12 protein-coding genes are annotated in these 14,213 nt (G+C 59.9%); all 12 read left to right on the top strand.

The window, feature by feature from the left end; translation table 11 throughout:
• Positions 1-7 precede the first annotated feature (7 nt).
• The 12 genes from KUIN1_RS16785 to KUIN1_RS16735 all read left to right on the top strand — a co-directional run bounded on the left by KUIN1_RS16785 (position 8) and on the right by KUIN1_RS16735 (position 14,075).
• The gene (locus KUIN1_RS16785) at positions 8-1,510 is read left to right on the top strand and encodes a CoA-acylating methylmalonate-semialdehyde dehydrogenase (RefSeq protein WP_003403671.1); all 1,503 of its coding nucleotides are present in this window, start codon (positions 8-10) and stop codon (positions 1,508-1,510) included.
• Positions 1,511-1,545: 35 nt separating this feature from the next.
• Entirely contained in the window at positions 1,546-2,376 is an 831-nt protein-coding gene (locus KUIN1_RS16780; protein WP_024638391.1) for a TIM barrel protein, read from the top strand.
• A gap of 58 nt (positions 2,377-2,434) precedes the next feature.
• The gene (iolD, locus tag KUIN1_RS16775) at positions 2,435-4,372 is read left to right on the top strand and encodes a 3D-(3,5/4)-trihydroxycyclohexane-1,2-dione acylhydrolase (decyclizing) (protein ID WP_116886931.1); all 1,938 of its coding nucleotides are present in this window, start codon (positions 2,435-2,437) and stop codon (positions 4,370-4,372) included.
• 68 nt (positions 4,373-4,440) lie between these two features.
• Positions 4,441-5,451: a Gfo/Idh/MocA family protein gene (locus tag KUIN1_RS16770; protein WP_011268319.1), complete on the top strand. Its 1,011-nt coding sequence runs from the start codon at positions 4,441-4,443 to the stop codon at positions 5,449-5,451.
• Between the two features lie 51 nt (positions 5,452-5,502).
• Complete coding sequence (locus KUIN1_RS16765) at positions 5,503-6,363, top strand: sugar phosphate isomerase/epimerase family protein (protein WP_011268318.1); 861 nt, start codon at positions 5,503-5,505, stop codon at positions 6,361-6,363.
• A 66-nt stretch (positions 6,364-6,429) separates the two neighbouring features.
• Complete coding sequence (locus tag KUIN1_RS16760; RefSeq protein WP_011268317.1) at positions 6,430-7,449, top strand: Gfo/Idh/MocA family protein; 1,020 nt, start codon at positions 6,430-6,432, stop codon at positions 7,447-7,449.
• A gap of 251 nt (positions 7,450-7,700) precedes the next feature.
• Positions 7,701-7,871 carry a hypothetical protein gene (locus KUIN1_RS27510; protein WP_153795670.1) on the top strand — a complete coding sequence of 57 codons (171 nt, stop codon included), beginning with the start codon at positions 7,701-7,703 and terminating at the stop codon, positions 7,869-7,871.
• Positions 7,872-7,915: 44 nt separating this feature from the next.
• Complete coding sequence (locus tag KUIN1_RS16755) at positions 7,916-8,851, top strand: sugar ABC transporter substrate-binding protein (protein ID WP_011268316.1); 936 nt, start codon at positions 7,916-7,918, stop codon at positions 8,849-8,851.
• Between the two features lie 69 nt (positions 8,852-8,920).
• The gene (locus tag KUIN1_RS16750) at positions 8,921-10,498 is read left to right on the top strand and encodes a sugar ABC transporter ATP-binding protein (protein WP_116886941.1); all 1,578 of its coding nucleotides are present in this window, start codon (positions 8,921-8,923) and stop codon (positions 10,496-10,498) included.
• 47 nt (positions 10,499-10,545) lie between these two features.
• Entirely contained in the window at positions 10,546-11,571 is a 1,026-nt protein-coding gene (locus KUIN1_RS16745; RefSeq protein WP_032654918.1) for an ABC transporter permease, read from the top strand.
• Positions 11,572-11,873: 302 nt separating this feature from the next.
• Positions 11,874-12,278: a TraR/DksA family transcriptional regulator gene (locus KUIN1_RS16740; RefSeq protein WP_002554078.1), complete on the top strand. Its 405-nt coding sequence runs from the start codon at positions 11,874-11,876 to the stop codon at positions 12,276-12,278.
• A gap of 192 nt (positions 12,279-12,470) precedes the next feature.
• A complete protein-coding gene (locus KUIN1_RS16735; RefSeq protein ID WP_116886929.1) occupies positions 12,471-14,075 on the top strand; it encodes a methyl-accepting chemotaxis protein in 1,605 nt (534 codons plus the stop codon).
• The last annotated feature ends 138 nt before the right edge of the window (positions 14,076-14,213 follow it).

Below are 14,213 nucleotides of genomic sequence, written 5' to 3'. Positions count from 1 at the left end.
GCATGAGATGAACGAGTCACCGGTGATCGGCCACTACATCAACGGACACCTGAGCAATGGCGAAGGTGAGCGTTACAGCGAGGTCTTCAACCCGGCAATCGGCACGGTCCAGGCGCGCGTTGCGCTGGCCAGTGTGAAGACCGTGGATGAAGCGGTTGCGGCGGCCAAAGCGGCGTTTCCGGCCTGGGCCGAGCAGTCCTCGTTGCGCCGGGCGCGGGTGATGTTCAAGTTCAAGGAGCTGCTGGACCAGCACCACGATGAACTGGCGCAGATCATTTGCCGCGAGCACGGCAAGGTGTTGTCCGACGCGCGCGGTGAAGTGGTGCGCGGTATCGAGATCGTCGAGTTTGCCTGCGGTGCTCCCAGCCTGTTGAAGAGCGATTTCAGCGACAACATCGGCGGCGGTATCGATAACTGGAACCTGCGTCAGCCACTGGGCGTCTGCGCCGGGGTCACGCCGTTCAACTTTCCGGTCATGGTGCCCTTGTGGATGATTCCCATGGCGCTGGTGACGGGCAACTGCTTCATCCTCAAACCTTCCGAACGCGATCCGTCGGCCAGCCTGCTGATGGCGCGCCTGCTCAAGGAAGCCGGTCTGCCCGATGGCGTCTTCAATGTGGTGCAGGGCGACAAGGTGGCGGTCGATGCGTTGCTGCAGCACCCTGACATCGAAGCTATTTCCTTCGTCGGCTCGACCCCGATCGCTGAATACATCCATCAGCAAGGTACGGCCCACGGCAAGCGCGTGCAGGCGCTGGGCGGGGCCAAGAACCATATGATCGTGATGCCCGACGCTGATCTGGATCAGGCCGCCGACGCCTTGATCGGGGCGGCGTATGGCTCGGCAGGGGAGCGCTGCATGGCGATTTCGATTGCCGTGGTGGTCGGCGATGTCGGCCAGCGCCTCGTCGACAAGCTGCTGCCGCGCATCGACCAGCTCAAGGTCGGCAACGGCATGCAGGCCGATTCGGACATGGGACCGCTGGTCACCGCCGTGCATAAGGCCAAGGTCGAGGGTTTCATCGATCAGGGCGTCAAAGAGGGCGCCAGGTTGCTCGTTGATGGTCGCAACTTCAAGGTGCCGGGTGCCGAGCAGGGCTTTTTCGTTGGCGCGACGCTGTTCGACCACGTCACGCCGCAGATGCATATCTACAAGGAGGAAATCTTCGGCCCGGTGCTGGGGATTGTGCACGTTGCGGATTTCGCCAGCGCCGTGGCGCTGATCAACGCCCACGAGTTCGGCAATGGCGTGTCGTGTTTCACCAGCGATGGCGGCGTGGCGCGCGCATTCGCTCGCAGCATCAAGGTCGGCATGGTTGGTATCAACGTACCGATCCCGGTGCCCATGGCCTGGCATTCGTTTGGTGGCTGGAAGCGTTCGCTGTTCGGTGATCATCACGCCTACGGCGAAGAAGGCCTGCGTTTTTACAGCCGCTACAAAAGCGTCATGCAGCGCTGGCCGGACAGCATCGCCAAAGGCCCCGAGTTCAGTATGCCGACTGCCAAATAATATTCATCAATGGAATGTTGCGGAGAACAAAAACAATGAACCACCCTCTGCGTTTCGCCCTTAATAGAATGGTTGCGCCGCGCCTGTCTCTGGAAAGTTTCGTCGACCTGGCGGTGAAGCTGGGGGCCGATGCCATCGAGATTCGCAACGACCTCAAGGGCATTGAGATCGAAGACGGCACTGCCCCCGAGGTCGTCCGTGATCTTTGTGCTGCCAGGGGGGTACAGGTGCTGTCCATCAACGCGCTGTACCCGTTCGATGTCTGGAATGAAGAGCGCGCTGCCCAGGCGACGAAGCTGGCGCAGTACGCCCGCGACTGCGGTGCCCGCGGTCTGGTGCTGTGCCCGCTCAATGACCGTGCCGACCCGCGCAACAGCGCGCAGCGCGCTGCGGAGTTACGCACCGCATTGACTGCCTTGGCCCCGATTCTTCGCGAGCACGGAATTCTCGGCTTCGTCGAACCGCTCGGCTTTGAGGAGTGCTCGCTGAGACTCAAGCGTCAAGCGGTGGATGCGATCAAAGCTGTGGGCGGGCTGGATGTTTACCGGCTGGTTCACGACACCTTTCATCACCATCTGGCCGGCGAGGTCGAGCTGTTCCCGGAGCTGACCGGGCTGGTACATATCTCCGGTGTCGAGGATGCGCAGACACCGCTCAACAGCATTCGCGATGGCCATCGCGTGCTGGTCGGCGAAGGCGACATTCTGGGCAATGCGTCACAGATCGAGCGCTTGCTGGACAGTGGCTATCAGGGGTATCTGTCGTTCGAACCGTTTGCCGAAAGCGTTCACGCGCTGGATGACATTCCTCAGGCAATAGCGGCAAGCATGACGCATTTGTCACGAGCCGTTTCGCAGCGGCACTGACTTCAGCCTTCAGGCCACCTCAAACCCTGGCCACTTCAAACAAGAACAAGGTGCGAACATGAGTACAACCCGACTGACCATGGCCCAGGCCCTGGTGAAGTTTCTCGATAACCAGTACGTCGAAGTCGATGGCGTACAGAGCAAATTCGTCGCTGGCATCTTCACCATTTTCGGGCATGGCAACGTGCTGGGGCTTGGGCAGGCGCTGGAGCAGGACAGCGGCGACCTGGTGGTCCATCAGGGCCGTAACGAGCAGGGCATGTGCCACGCCGCCATCGGTTTTGCCAAGCAGCACCTGCGTCGCAAGATCTACGCGTGCAGTTCATCGGTCGGCCCTGGCGCGGCGAACATGGTCACCGCTGCGGCAACGGCCTCGGCCAACCGCATTCCGTTGCTGCTGTTGCCGGGCGATGTCTACGCCAGCCGCCAGCCCGATCCGGTGCTGCAGCAGATCGAGCAGTTTCACGACCTGAGCATCAGCACCAACGACGCGTTCAAGGCGGTGAGCAAATACTGGGACCGTATCAACCGTCCCGAGCAGTTGATGAGCGCTGCGCTCAATGCCATGCGTGTACTGACCGACCCGGCCGATACGGGTGCCGTTACCCTGGCGCTGCCTCAGGATGTGCAGGCTGAAGCCTACGACTACCCGGACAGCTTTCTGCAAAAACGCGTGCACCGTATCGACCGGCGTCCGCCAAGCAAGGCCATGCTTGACGACGCGTTGCAACTACTTGTCGGCAAGCGCAAGCCGTTGCTGATCTGCGGCGGCGGGGTGCGTTACTCCGGTGCGGCGGATGCCTTGCAAGCCTTTGCCGAGCGCTTCGATATCCCGTTCGCCGAAACCCAGGCCGGCAAGAGTGCCATCGTTTCGGCGCACCCGTTGAACATGGGCGGCATCGGCGAAACCGGCACGCTGGCAGCCAATCGGCTGGCCAAAGAGGCTGACCTGATCATCGGCGTCGGCACCCGTTACAGCGATTTCACCACCGCGTCGAAATGGCTGTTCCAGAACCCGGATGTGCAGTTTCTCAACCTCAATGTCGGTGCCTTCGATGTGCAGAAACTGGACGGTGTGCAGGTGCTGGCTGATGCGCAGACGGCATTGCAGGCGCTGACCGAAAGCCTGCAAGCCAGAGGTTATCGTGCGGCCTGGGGCGATGCACCGCAATCGGCACGTGCCGAGCTGCATGCCGAGGTGGATCGCCTGTACGCGGTCGAGTACCAGAACGAGGATTTTGTCCCGGAAATCAACGATCACCTGGACCCTGCGGTGCTGCGCGAGTTCATCGAGCTGACCGGTTCGTGCCTGACTCAGAGTGGTGTGTTGGGCATCCTCAACCAGAGCCTGCCTGCCGATGCTGTGATCGTTGCAGCAGCGGGCAGCTTGCCGGGTGATCTGCAGCGCGCCTGGCGCAGTACCGGAGTAGATACCTATCACGTCGAATACGGTTATTCGTGCATGGGTTATGAGGTCAACGCCGCACTGGGCGTGAAGCTTGCGGCGCCGCATCGGGAAGTGTTTGCACTGGTGGGTGACGGCTCTTACATGATGCTTCATTCCGAGCTGGCGACCTCCATCCAGGAGCGGCGCAAGATCAACGTGGTGTTGCTGGACAACATGACTTTCGGCTGCATCAACAATCTGCAGATGGAGCACGGCATGAACAGCTTCGGCACCGAGTTCCGTTTCCGCAATCCGGACACAGGCAGGCTCGACGGTGACTTCGTGCCGGTGGATTTCGCCATGAGTGCTGCCGCCTATGGCTGCAAGACCTACAAGGTGAGTACGGCCGACCAACTGCGCAACGCACTGGCCGATGCGCAACGTCAGACGGTGTCGACGCTGATCGACATCAAGGTCCTGCCCAAGACCATGATCCACAAATACCTGTCGTGGTGGCGTGTCGGGGTTGCCGAAGTGTCGACCACCGGCACCACCGCTCAGGTGTACGAGAAGCTCAACCGCGAGCTGGCCAAGGCTCGCCAGTACTGATCACTTTTATCGTTCAGCGCTCGTGAACCGTTCACGGGTATATCCAATAACAAAAAAGGAACATGAAAATGGCATTGAAACTCGGCGTGATCGGTACAGGCGCAATTGGTCAGGATCATATCCGGCGCTGCAGCAAGACGCTGGTCGGCAGTCAGGTGGTGGCCGTCACCGACATCAATCTCGAACAGGCAGCGAAGGTGGTGCGCGATCTGGATCTCGGCGCGGAAGTGTATGCCGACGGGCATGCATTGATCGCCGCGCCGGATGTCGAGGCGGTACTGGTCTGCTCCTGGGGGCCCAGTCACGAAGAATATGTGCTGGCGGCCATCGCTGCGGGCAAGCCGGTATTCTGCGAAAAGCCGCTGGCAGTTACTGCCGAAGGCTGCCGGCATATTGTCGAAGCCGAGATCGCCAGTGGCAGGCGTCTGGTACAGGTGGGGTTCATGCGCCCTTATGACCAGGGCTATCGCGCGCTCAAGGCAGCGATCGACAGCGGCCAGATCGGCGAGCCGCTGATGCTCCACTGCGCGCACCGCAACCCGAGTGTGGGCGAGAATTACAAGACCGACATGGCCATCACCGATACGCTTATTCACGAACTCAACGTACTGCGCTGGCTGCTCGACGATGACTACGTGTCGGTGCAGGTGGTATTCCCGCGCAAGACTAGCAAGGCCCTGGCGCACCTGAAGGACCCGCAGATCGTGATGCTGGAAACGGTCAAGGGCACACGCATCGACGTCGAAGTATTCGTCAATTGCCAGTATGGCTACGACATCCAGTGTGAAGTCGTCGGTGAGACGGGTATTGCCAGACTGCCGGAGCCCTCTCAGGTCCAGTTGCGCAGCGAAGCGAAGTTGTCCAACGCGATTCTGATGGACTGGAAAGACCGCTTCATCGCTGCCTACGACGTCGAGTTGCAGGACTTCATCGACGGCGTAAAAGGGGGGACCCTCTACGGCCCTTCGGCCTGGGACGGCTATGCCGCTGCCGTGGCCGCCGATGCCTGCGTGCTGGCGCAGAACACGGGCGCAGTCGTGCCGATCACCCTCGCCATGCGTCCGGTGTTCTATAGCTGACCATCTTGCGGTTAACCAATACATCTCTTGAAAGGAATAAAAGGAGGCATCATGCGTATTGCATTGGACCCTTACATGTATCGCCATCTGTCTCTGGGGGCAATGGTCGATAAAACCGCCGAGCTGGGTTATGACTACATCGAGCTGTCGCCGCGTGAAGATTTCATGCCGTTTTACAAATACCCACGGGTGGATCGGGCGCGGATCAGGGAGTTTCGCAAGGCCCTGAGCGATGCCGGGGTGAAACTCTCCTCGTTGCTGCCGCTGTACCACTGGGCTGCGCCAGATGAAGACCTGCGTATTGCAGCGGTTCGCAACTGGAAACGTGCCATTCAGGTCGCCGTTGAAATGGACTGCGACCTGATGAATACCGAGTTCAGCGGGCAATCCGACCATGCGCTGGTCTGTGAAAACCAGTTTATGAAATCCATGGATGAACTGATGCCGCATTTCGAGCGCGAAGGCATAAAGCTCGATATTCAGGCGCACCCCTACGATTTCTGCGAGCGCAACAACGAGTCGGTGGATATCATTCGCGGGCTCGATCGGGACTGGATCAACTACCTGTACGCGGCACCACACACTTTCTTCTACGACGATGGCGTTGGCGATATCGCTTCGATGCTGCGCTATGCCGGCGACAAGCTCACGCATCTGATCATTGCCGACACCTATAATCACCGTGCTTCTTCCAACCTGCGCTACATCGTCAACCCGCCCGGCGTGACGGCGACGGTGCATCAGCACCTGGACATCGGCCAGGGCGAGGTGAACTGGGAAGCATTTTTCTCAACGTTGCGGGATATCAATTTCGACGGTATTGCCACAGTGGCTGTCTTTGCCTGGGAGGAGCGCGCAGATGAATCGAGCCGATTCATGCTGGAGCGGGTCAAAAGCGAGCTGTTTCGTTGATACGGCGGCATCAAATACACGACCGATGGCTGCGGCCATGAGGTTCATGGACTACAGGAGATATCCATGCGTGCAGGGCTGGTGGGCTATGGCAAAGGCGGGCGTTACTTTCATGCGACGCTGATTTCAAGTTTGCCGGGCGCTACGTTTGTGGGGGTGGTGACCCGTTCACCCGAGCGCAAGCAGGAAGTGGCCACAGACCATCCCGGCGTGGCGACCTTCGACACACTGGCCGAGCTGGTCGCTGCCGGGGTTGATGTGGTGGTGATTTCCACACCGCTGGCCTCGCGGCGAGCGTTGATCCTCGAAGCGATAGAACTGGGTGTCGGGGTGGTCAGCGACAAGCCCTTCGCCAGTGATGCAGCGCAGGCGCGCGAGCTGGTGGACGCGGCCGAGCGACGTGGCGTATTGCTTAGCGTTTATCAGAACCGCCGCTGGGATTCGGACTTCCTCACCGTGCGCAAATTGCTCGACAGTGACGCGCTGGGCGCGATCGGCCGGTTCGAGTCCAGCATCGAGCGTTATTCGCCACGTTCTGTCGGCAAGGCCAGCGGTGGTGGCATGCTGCGTGACCTGGGCAGTCATCTGGTGGATCAGGCGCTGGTGCTGTTCGGCCCGGTCGAACGGGTGTATGCCGAACTGCAATTCGCTGCGCCGCACGACGAACTGGATCACACGTTCTTCGTTTCCCTGAGGCATGCCAGCAGCGTGACTTCACACCTGTCCGGCAGTTGCCTGCAAAACAGTGCCAGGCCGCGTTTCAGGGTCAGTGGAGCGAAGGGCTGTTACAGCGTCGACGGGCTCGACGGCCAGGAAGACGCCGCCTTTGCCGGGCTGACGCCAAGGTCCGAGGGCGAGCGCTGGGGCGTCGAGGAGCATCGGCGCTGGGGCTGGTTCGAACAGGGCGAACATCGCGAGCGTGTGCCGTCGGAGCGCGGTTGCTGGCTTGAGTTCTACCGCCAGTTGCAAAGCGCCGTTGACGAACAGGGCAGCAATCCGGTCAATCCACACGATGCGATAGCCGCGGCGCAGGTCATGGATGCCGCGCGCCTGAGCGCTAGAGAAGGGCGCGTTGTGGTGCTGTAGCCATTACGCGCTGCTGCGCACCCAGCCCCCGTTAGCGAAGAGAGCCTGACGCCTGCCGTGCGTCGGGCTTTTTCGCATCTGCGCCTGAACAAAATGAAATGGAATAAAATTCTAAAATCAGTTGAATTGGAAAATATTTTCCAATAGAGTCGTTTTCAGGTTGCCGACTATCGAATCACTCGCGTTTTGAAGGTTTTTCAGATCACGAGAAGCAAGCCCGACAAAAACAAAACAAAAGATAGGTACTGTCGATGAAAACCCCTACCTCTGGCGTCACCGCCAAGCGTTCTGCCACCCCGTCATTCTGGATCCGGACCCTGGAGCGATTTCTTACCGTCGTCGCCCTAAGCCTGTGCGTGCGCCACAAGGACGCGCAACTGTTCTGCATCCCCGGTGCCACCGGCATCCGCCTGACACGCTGATTCGCTGCATCCGTACAACAACAATAATTTGGAGACAGATCCTCATGAAGACCAAGATTGCTTTGACCTCATTGGCGATGGCGCTGATGCTGGGCAGCGGTGCAGCGTTGGCCGATATCAAGATCGGTGTGTCCATGTCGCAGTTCGATGACACCTGGCTGACCTACCTGCGTGACGATATGAGTGCCAAGGCCAAGGTCATGTCCACGACCGAGAAAGTGGATCTGCAGTTCGTCGATGCCCGAGCGGACGTCAACAAACAGCTCGATCAGGTCAAGGACCTGATCAACAAGAAAGTCGACGCGCTGATCGTCAATCCGGTCGACACCGCAGCGACTGCGCGGATCACCAAGGAAGCGGTCGCCGCCGGTATCCCGCTGGTCTACGTCAACCGCCGCCCGGACGATCTGAATCTGCCAGCAGGCGTCGCCACCGTGACGTCGGATGACGTGGAAGCCGGTCGACTTCAGGCGCAATACATCGCCGACAAAATGAAAGACAAGGGCGATGTCATGATTCTCCTGGGTGACCTGGCCAACAACTCCACGCAAAACCGCACCAAGGGCGTCAAGGAGGTCTTGGACAAGTACCCGGACATCAAGATAGAAGAGGAGCAGACGGGTACCTACCTGCGCCAGAAGGGCATGGACCTGACCAACGACTGGCTCACTCAAGGGCGCAAATTCAATGCGGTGCTGGCCAACAACGATGAAATGGCCATTGGCGCGGCGATGGCGCTGAAGCAGGCAGGTGTGGAGAAAGGCAGCATTTTGATCGCCGGTGTCGACGGTACCCCGGACGGGCTCAACGCCGTGACCAAAGGTGATCTGGCCGTATCGGTCTATCAGGACGCGAAAGGGCAGGCCGACGGGGCGATCGATGCCGCGGTGAAACTGGCCAGGAAGGAAAAGATCGAGCCCCAGGCGATCATCATTCCCTATCGCCTGATCACCCCTGAAAACGTCGCCACTTTCAAATAACAACGATCGTCAGGCCCGGGAGGGCACGCAAATGCTCTCCCGCAGCCTGCCGCTTGAGGAGTTATGATCATGTTCGGTTCTGCTACTGCCAATCCGCCCGCGCAACGCAATCTGCCGTCCGGCGACGGGGATGGCGGGGCGCCTGATGCCCAGGCCCCGTATCTGCTGGAAATCAGCCATGTCAGCAAGGGCTTTCCTGGCGTGGTTGCGCTCAATGATGTGCAACTGCGTGTTCGCCCTGGCAGCGTGCTGGCGCTGATGGGCGAGAACGGAGCCGGAAAATCGACCCTGATGAAAATCATTGCGGGCATCTATCAGCCGGACGCGGGTGAAATCCGTCTGCGGGGCAAGCCGGTCAGCTTCGATACGCCTCTTTCCGCGTTGCAGGCAGGCATCGCCATGATTCATCAGGAACTGAACCTGATGCCGTTCATGAGCATTGCCGAGAACATCTGGATCGGTCGCGAGCAGCTCAACGGCCTGCACATGGTCGATCACCGCGAGATGCACCGCTGCACTGCCGAGCTGCTGGAGCGCCTGCGCATCAACCTCGATCCCGAGGAACTGGTCGGCACGCTGAGTATTGCCGAGCGGCAGATGGTGGAGATCGCCAAGGCCGTGTCATACAACTCGGACGTGCTGATCATGGACGAACCGACCTCGGCCATCACCGAAACCGAAGTCGCTCACCTGTTCTCGATCATCAGCGACCTGCGTGCCCAGGGCAAAGGCATCATCTACATCACCCACAAGATGAACGAAGTCTTCGAAATCGCCGACGAGGTGGCGGTGTTCCGCGACGGCGCCTACATCGGTCTGCAGCGCGCCGATAGCATGGACGGCGACAGCCTGATCACCATGATGGTGGGCCGGGAACTGACCCAGCTGTTCCCCGAGCGGGAGAAACCGGCAGGCGATGTGCTGCTGTCCGTCAACCGGCTGAGCCTGAACGGCATTTTCAAGGACGTGAGCTTCGACCTGCGTGCCGGGGAAGTGCTTGGCATTGCCGGGCTGATGGGCTCGGGGCGCACCAATGTGGCCGAGACGCTGTTTGGCATAACCCCCAGCGACAGCGGCGAGGTGCGCTTCGATGGCAAGACGGTGCACATCGGCGATCCACATCAGGCCATCGAACTGGGTTTTGCGCTGCTCACGGAGGATCGCAAATTGACCGGCCTGTTTCCATGCCTGTCGGTGATGGAAAACATGGAGATGGCCGTGCTGGCCAACTATGCCGGTAACGGTTTCGTGCAACAGAAGGCCTTGCGCTCCCAGTGCGAAGACATGTGCAAAAAGCTTCGGGTCAAGACGCCGTCGCTGGAGCAGTGCATCGACACATTATCCGGCGGCAACCAGCAGAAGGCGCTGCTGGCGCGCTGGCTGATGACCAACCCCAAGGTACTGATTCTGGATGAGCCCACACGCGGTATCGACGTGGGTGCCAAGGTAGAAATCTACCGCCTGATCTCCCTGCTGGCCAGTGAAGGCATGGCAGTGATCATGATTTCCTCGGAGCTGCCGGAGGTTCTCGGCATGAGTGACCGGGTCATGGTCATGCACGAAGGCGAAATGATGGGCATCCTTGATCGCAGTGAAGCGACCCAGGAAAAAGTCATGCATCTGGCCTCCGGCCACAAGGTTCATTGAGTTCGCACTACAGGGCTCGGTAGAAGAAGAACAAGAGGATAACGAACATGAGCGACGCGATTCTGCAAAATAAACCGGCCATGACGCCGACCAGAAGCAAACGGCGGCTGCCCACCGAGCTGAGCATCTTTCTGGTGCTGATCGGCATCGGCCTGATCTTTGAACTGTTCGGCTGGATCGTCCGCGATCAAAGCTTCCTGCTCAATTCGCAGCGTCTGGTATTGATGATCCTGCAGGTGTCGATCATCGGCCTGCTGGCCATCGGTGTGACCCAGGTGATCATCACCACCGGCATCGACCTCTCCTCCGGCTCGGTGCTCGCGCTTTCAGCGATGATTGCCGCGAGCCTGGCTCAGACTTCCGACTTCTCCCGGGCGGTGTTCCCGTCGCTGACCGACCTGCCGGTATGGATTCCGGTCGTCGTCGGTCTCGGGGTCGGGCTGCTGGCCGGTGCCATCAACGGCAGCATCATTGCCATAACCGGCATTCCTCCCTTCATTGCCACGCTGGGCATGATGGTCTCTGCGCGCGGTCTGGCACGTTTCTATACCGAAGGCCAGCCGGTCAGCATGCTCTCCGACTCGTACACGGCCATCGGCCAGGGCGCGATGCCCGTGATCATCTTCCTGGTGGTGGCGGTCATCTTTCACATCGCCCTGCGTTACACCAAGTACGGCAAGTACACCTACGCCATTGGCGGTAACATGCAGGCTGCACGTACTTCGGGCATCAACGTCAAGCGCCATCTGGTGGTTGTCTACAGCATCGCCGGGCTGCTGGCCGGGCTGGCGGGGGTGGTCGCCTCGGCGCGGGCGGCAACCGGACAGGCCGGGATGGGCATGTCCTACGAGCTGGACGCCATCGCCGCTGCGGTCATCGGTGGCACCAGCCTTTCCGGTGGGGTGGGGCGGATCACCGGTACAGTGATCGGTGCGCTGATTCTCGGCGTGATGGCCAGCGGCTTCACCTTTGTCGGCGTGGACGCTTATGTGCAGGACATTATCAAAGGCCTGATCATTGTCGTGGCCGTGGTAATCGATCAATATCGCAACAAGCGCAAGACCAAGCGCTGATTCAATCATCTGCATCAGAGGGCCTTTTCAGGCCCTTTTGTGCGTTGGATGTTGCAGGAACCGATTCGTTGTCAATGGGTCAGAGCCTCATCAAGCAACCTGCTGGCCAGGTCTTTCGCCCGCATTTCAAGGGTTTTACGGCAATTGTTGTACAAAAACCCTTCAATTGTGTTGCCGAGCCCGCTAGCCGGCCTTAGACTGCCGCCCCTCGTAAATTGAGTGCCAGGTGGCGCTTGGAGATTATTGGTTTGTACGGCAACGTCAGGCCGCTCCTCAATGCACGTTTTTTTATAGAGAAATAAATGACAAAGGAAAAGTTGCTGGCCATGCCGGCCGATGACTACATGAACGCCGAGCAGCACGCTTTCTTCGTCGAGCTGTTGCAGGGCATGAAGGTCGAGATCCACGAGCGTATCGAGCAGAGCCGCATTGCGATCGAGAGCCTGGACACGCCTGCCGACCCGGCTGACGCTGCTTCGGTCGAAGAAGAGCGTCACTGGCTGGTCAACGTGATCGATCGCGACCAGCGCATGCTGCCACAGTTGGAAATGGCCCTTTCGCGCATTGCCGATGACACCTTCGGCTGGTGCGACGACAGCGGCGAGCCAATCGGCCTCAAGCGCCTGCTGATCAGCCCGACCACCAAATATTGCATCGAGGCGCAAGAGCGCCACGAGCAGATCGACAAGCACCAGCGCCAGGCCTGATACGCAGGCAGCCGCGACTGAGTGACCAGACCGGGAGGCAAGCAATTGCCTCCCGGTTTTGTTGTGCCCGGAATTTGTCGAAAACGCTTTGATCGCCACCGCTCGGTCGCTACGACCAACAGCGCATGGCACAAGGCCGTTATCTGGCGTTTAATAGCGTCATAACGACAATGACAGACGGGGTGACGCAACATGGCCGAGAACCTACCCATGGCAGCCGGATTGCCGCTGGCCGATACGCCCGACGCTGCATCCAGGTGGTGGGTGCCGGCGGTGCAAAGCGTTGTGCTGTGCCTGCTGTTCGCCGCCATGAGTGTTGCGGGCCTGTCGCTGTATGTCGTCGTTCCTCTGGCCTTGCTGGTGGTCTGGTTGCCGCGCCTGCTGCGCAGCAGGCCAACGCTGCCGCAACGCGCGTTGGCTGACAGCGATATCGCCTTGCTGACCCGCGACCTGTCGCGCACCACCAGTCATAACGCGCTGTCCGCGGCCCAGGTGGCATTTTCGGTCGGGCACCTGGCTGGCAAGGTGCAGTCGCAACTGGGGGCTGCCGAACAGATCGTCAGCAGTGCCGAGCAGATGATCGCCACCGAACAGCAGACGGCCCAGTTGAGTCAACAGGCGTTGGTTGCCGCCAGCGAGGCGCGGCAGCGCAGCGAATCGGGCAGCGGCGTGCTGAATGAGTCCATCGAACGCATGCACCGCCTGAGCAAGCGTGCCGTCGGCAGCCGCGAGTTGATCGAGGCGCTGAGCCAGCGCAGCGAAGAGATCCAGCGTGTGACGCTGGTCATTCAGTCGATTGCCAGCCAGACCAACCTGCTGGCGCTCAATGCCGCCATCGAAGCGGCGCGGGCTGGCGAGCACGGACGCGGTTTCGCCGTGGTTGCCGACGAAGTCCGCGGGCTCGCCGGCCGTACTGCCAGCGCCACGGGCGAGGTAGGGCAGATGGTCGCGGATATTCAGCAGCGCACCGCCCAGGTCGTGGAGCAGATTCGCGAACTGTCGTCCGATCTGGATATGGGGGTCGAGCAGATCGAGCTGACCGGCGAGCACCTGGGCAATATCGCCCGGCTTGCGGTCGAGCTGGAAAGCCAGGTTGGCGAAATCGCTCAGGGCGCGCGGAGTAATCAGGATCAGTTGGCGAGCCTGTTCGACGCTGTCGAGCATATGCGCAGTGATCTTGCCGTCAGCGATGAGCAGACCCGGCAACTGGCCAGGTCCGCAGTACAAATGGAGGGGCAGGCCGAGACCATCAGCCAGCGTCTGGCGCAGGTTGGTCTGGATGAATACCACCAGCGCATTTATGACCTGGCCCGTGAAGGCGCGCGAATGATCAGCGAAAAGTTCGAGGCCGATATCGAACAGGGGCGGGTCAGCCTTGATGACCTGTTTGATCGTAACTACAAACCCGTCGCCAATACGTCGCCCACTCGGTTTACGACGCGTTTCGACCGTTACACCGATCAGGTATTGCCAGCACTGCAGGAACCGCTACTGTCTCGCCATGAAGGTCTGGTATTTGCCATCGCCTGTACCCAGCAGGGCTATGTGCCGACGCACAACAATGCCTTCAGTCAGCCCTTGACGGGCGACGCGACGGTGGATAACGCGCGCAATCGAAGCAAGCGCAAGTTCGATGACCGTACCGGCATTCGCTGTGGCAGCCACCAACAGCCGGTCCTGCTGCAAACCTACACGCGAGACACCGGCGAACTGATGCACGACCTGTCCGTGCCGATCATGGTCAACGGGCGACACTGGGGTGGTCTGCGCCTGGGGTACAGGCCGCAAGGCCGCTGATCATTCAGGTCGGTAAGCCCGGCAAGGCAGCTGGCCTTTAGTTAGTCTTTTTAATGCAAGAACGCATCAGGAAAGTTATCGCTGCGTGTGTGTGTAGGTTTCTATTTATAAATAATAAAGTCATGACTACAGATGTTG

The organism is Pseudomonas sp. KUIN-1 (genome assembly GCF_009176725.1).
In the GTDB taxonomy this organism is placed as follows: Bacteria; Pseudomonadota; Gammaproteobacteria; order Pseudomonadales; family Pseudomonadaceae; genus Aquipseudomonas; species Aquipseudomonas fragariae.
Note: the sequence above shows the minus strand (reverse complement) of the source record. Positions and strands in the feature narration are given on the sequence as shown.

Bases quoted from the DNA above. Each gene is read 5' to 3' on its own strand.
- KUIN1_RS16785 (WP_003403671.1), top strand. From the start codon at position 8: ATGAACGAGTCACCGGTGATCGGCCACTACATCAACGGACACCTGAGC.
- KUIN1_RS16780 (WP_024638391.1), top strand. From the start codon at position 1,546: ATGAACCACCCTCTGCGTTTCGCCCTTAATAGAATGGTTGCGCCGCGC.
- iolD (WP_116886931.1), top strand. From the start codon at position 2,435: ATGAGTACAACCCGACTGACCATGGCCCAGGCCCTGGTGAAGTTTCTC.
- KUIN1_RS16770 (WP_011268319.1), top strand. From the start codon at position 4,441: ATGGCATTGAAACTCGGCGTGATCGGTACAGGCGCAATTGGTCAGGAT.
- KUIN1_RS16765 (WP_011268318.1), top strand. From the start codon at position 5,503: ATGCGTATTGCATTGGACCCTTACATGTATCGCCATCTGTCTCTGGGG.
- KUIN1_RS16760 (WP_011268317.1), top strand. From the start codon at position 6,430: ATGCGTGCAGGGCTGGTGGGCTATGGCAAAGGCGGGCGTTACTTTCAT.
- KUIN1_RS27510 (WP_153795670.1), top strand. From the start codon at position 7,701: ATGAAAACCCCTACCTCTGGCGTCACCGCCAAGCGTTCTGCCACCCCG.
- KUIN1_RS16755 (WP_011268316.1), top strand. From the start codon at position 7,916: ATGAAGACCAAGATTGCTTTGACCTCATTGGCGATGGCGCTGATGCTG.
- KUIN1_RS16750 (WP_116886941.1), top strand. From the start codon at position 8,921: ATGTTCGGTTCTGCTACTGCCAATCCGCCCGCGCAACGCAATCTGCCG.
- KUIN1_RS16745 (WP_032654918.1), top strand. From the start codon at position 10,546: ATGAGCGACGCGATTCTGCAAAATAAACCGGCCATGACGCCGACCAGA.
- KUIN1_RS16740 (WP_002554078.1), top strand. From the start codon at position 11,874: ATGACAAAGGAAAAGTTGCTGGCCATGCCGGCCGATGACTACATGAAC.
- KUIN1_RS16735 (WP_116886929.1), top strand. From the start codon at position 12,471: ATGGCCGAGAACCTACCCATGGCAGCCGGATTGCCGCTGGCCGATACG.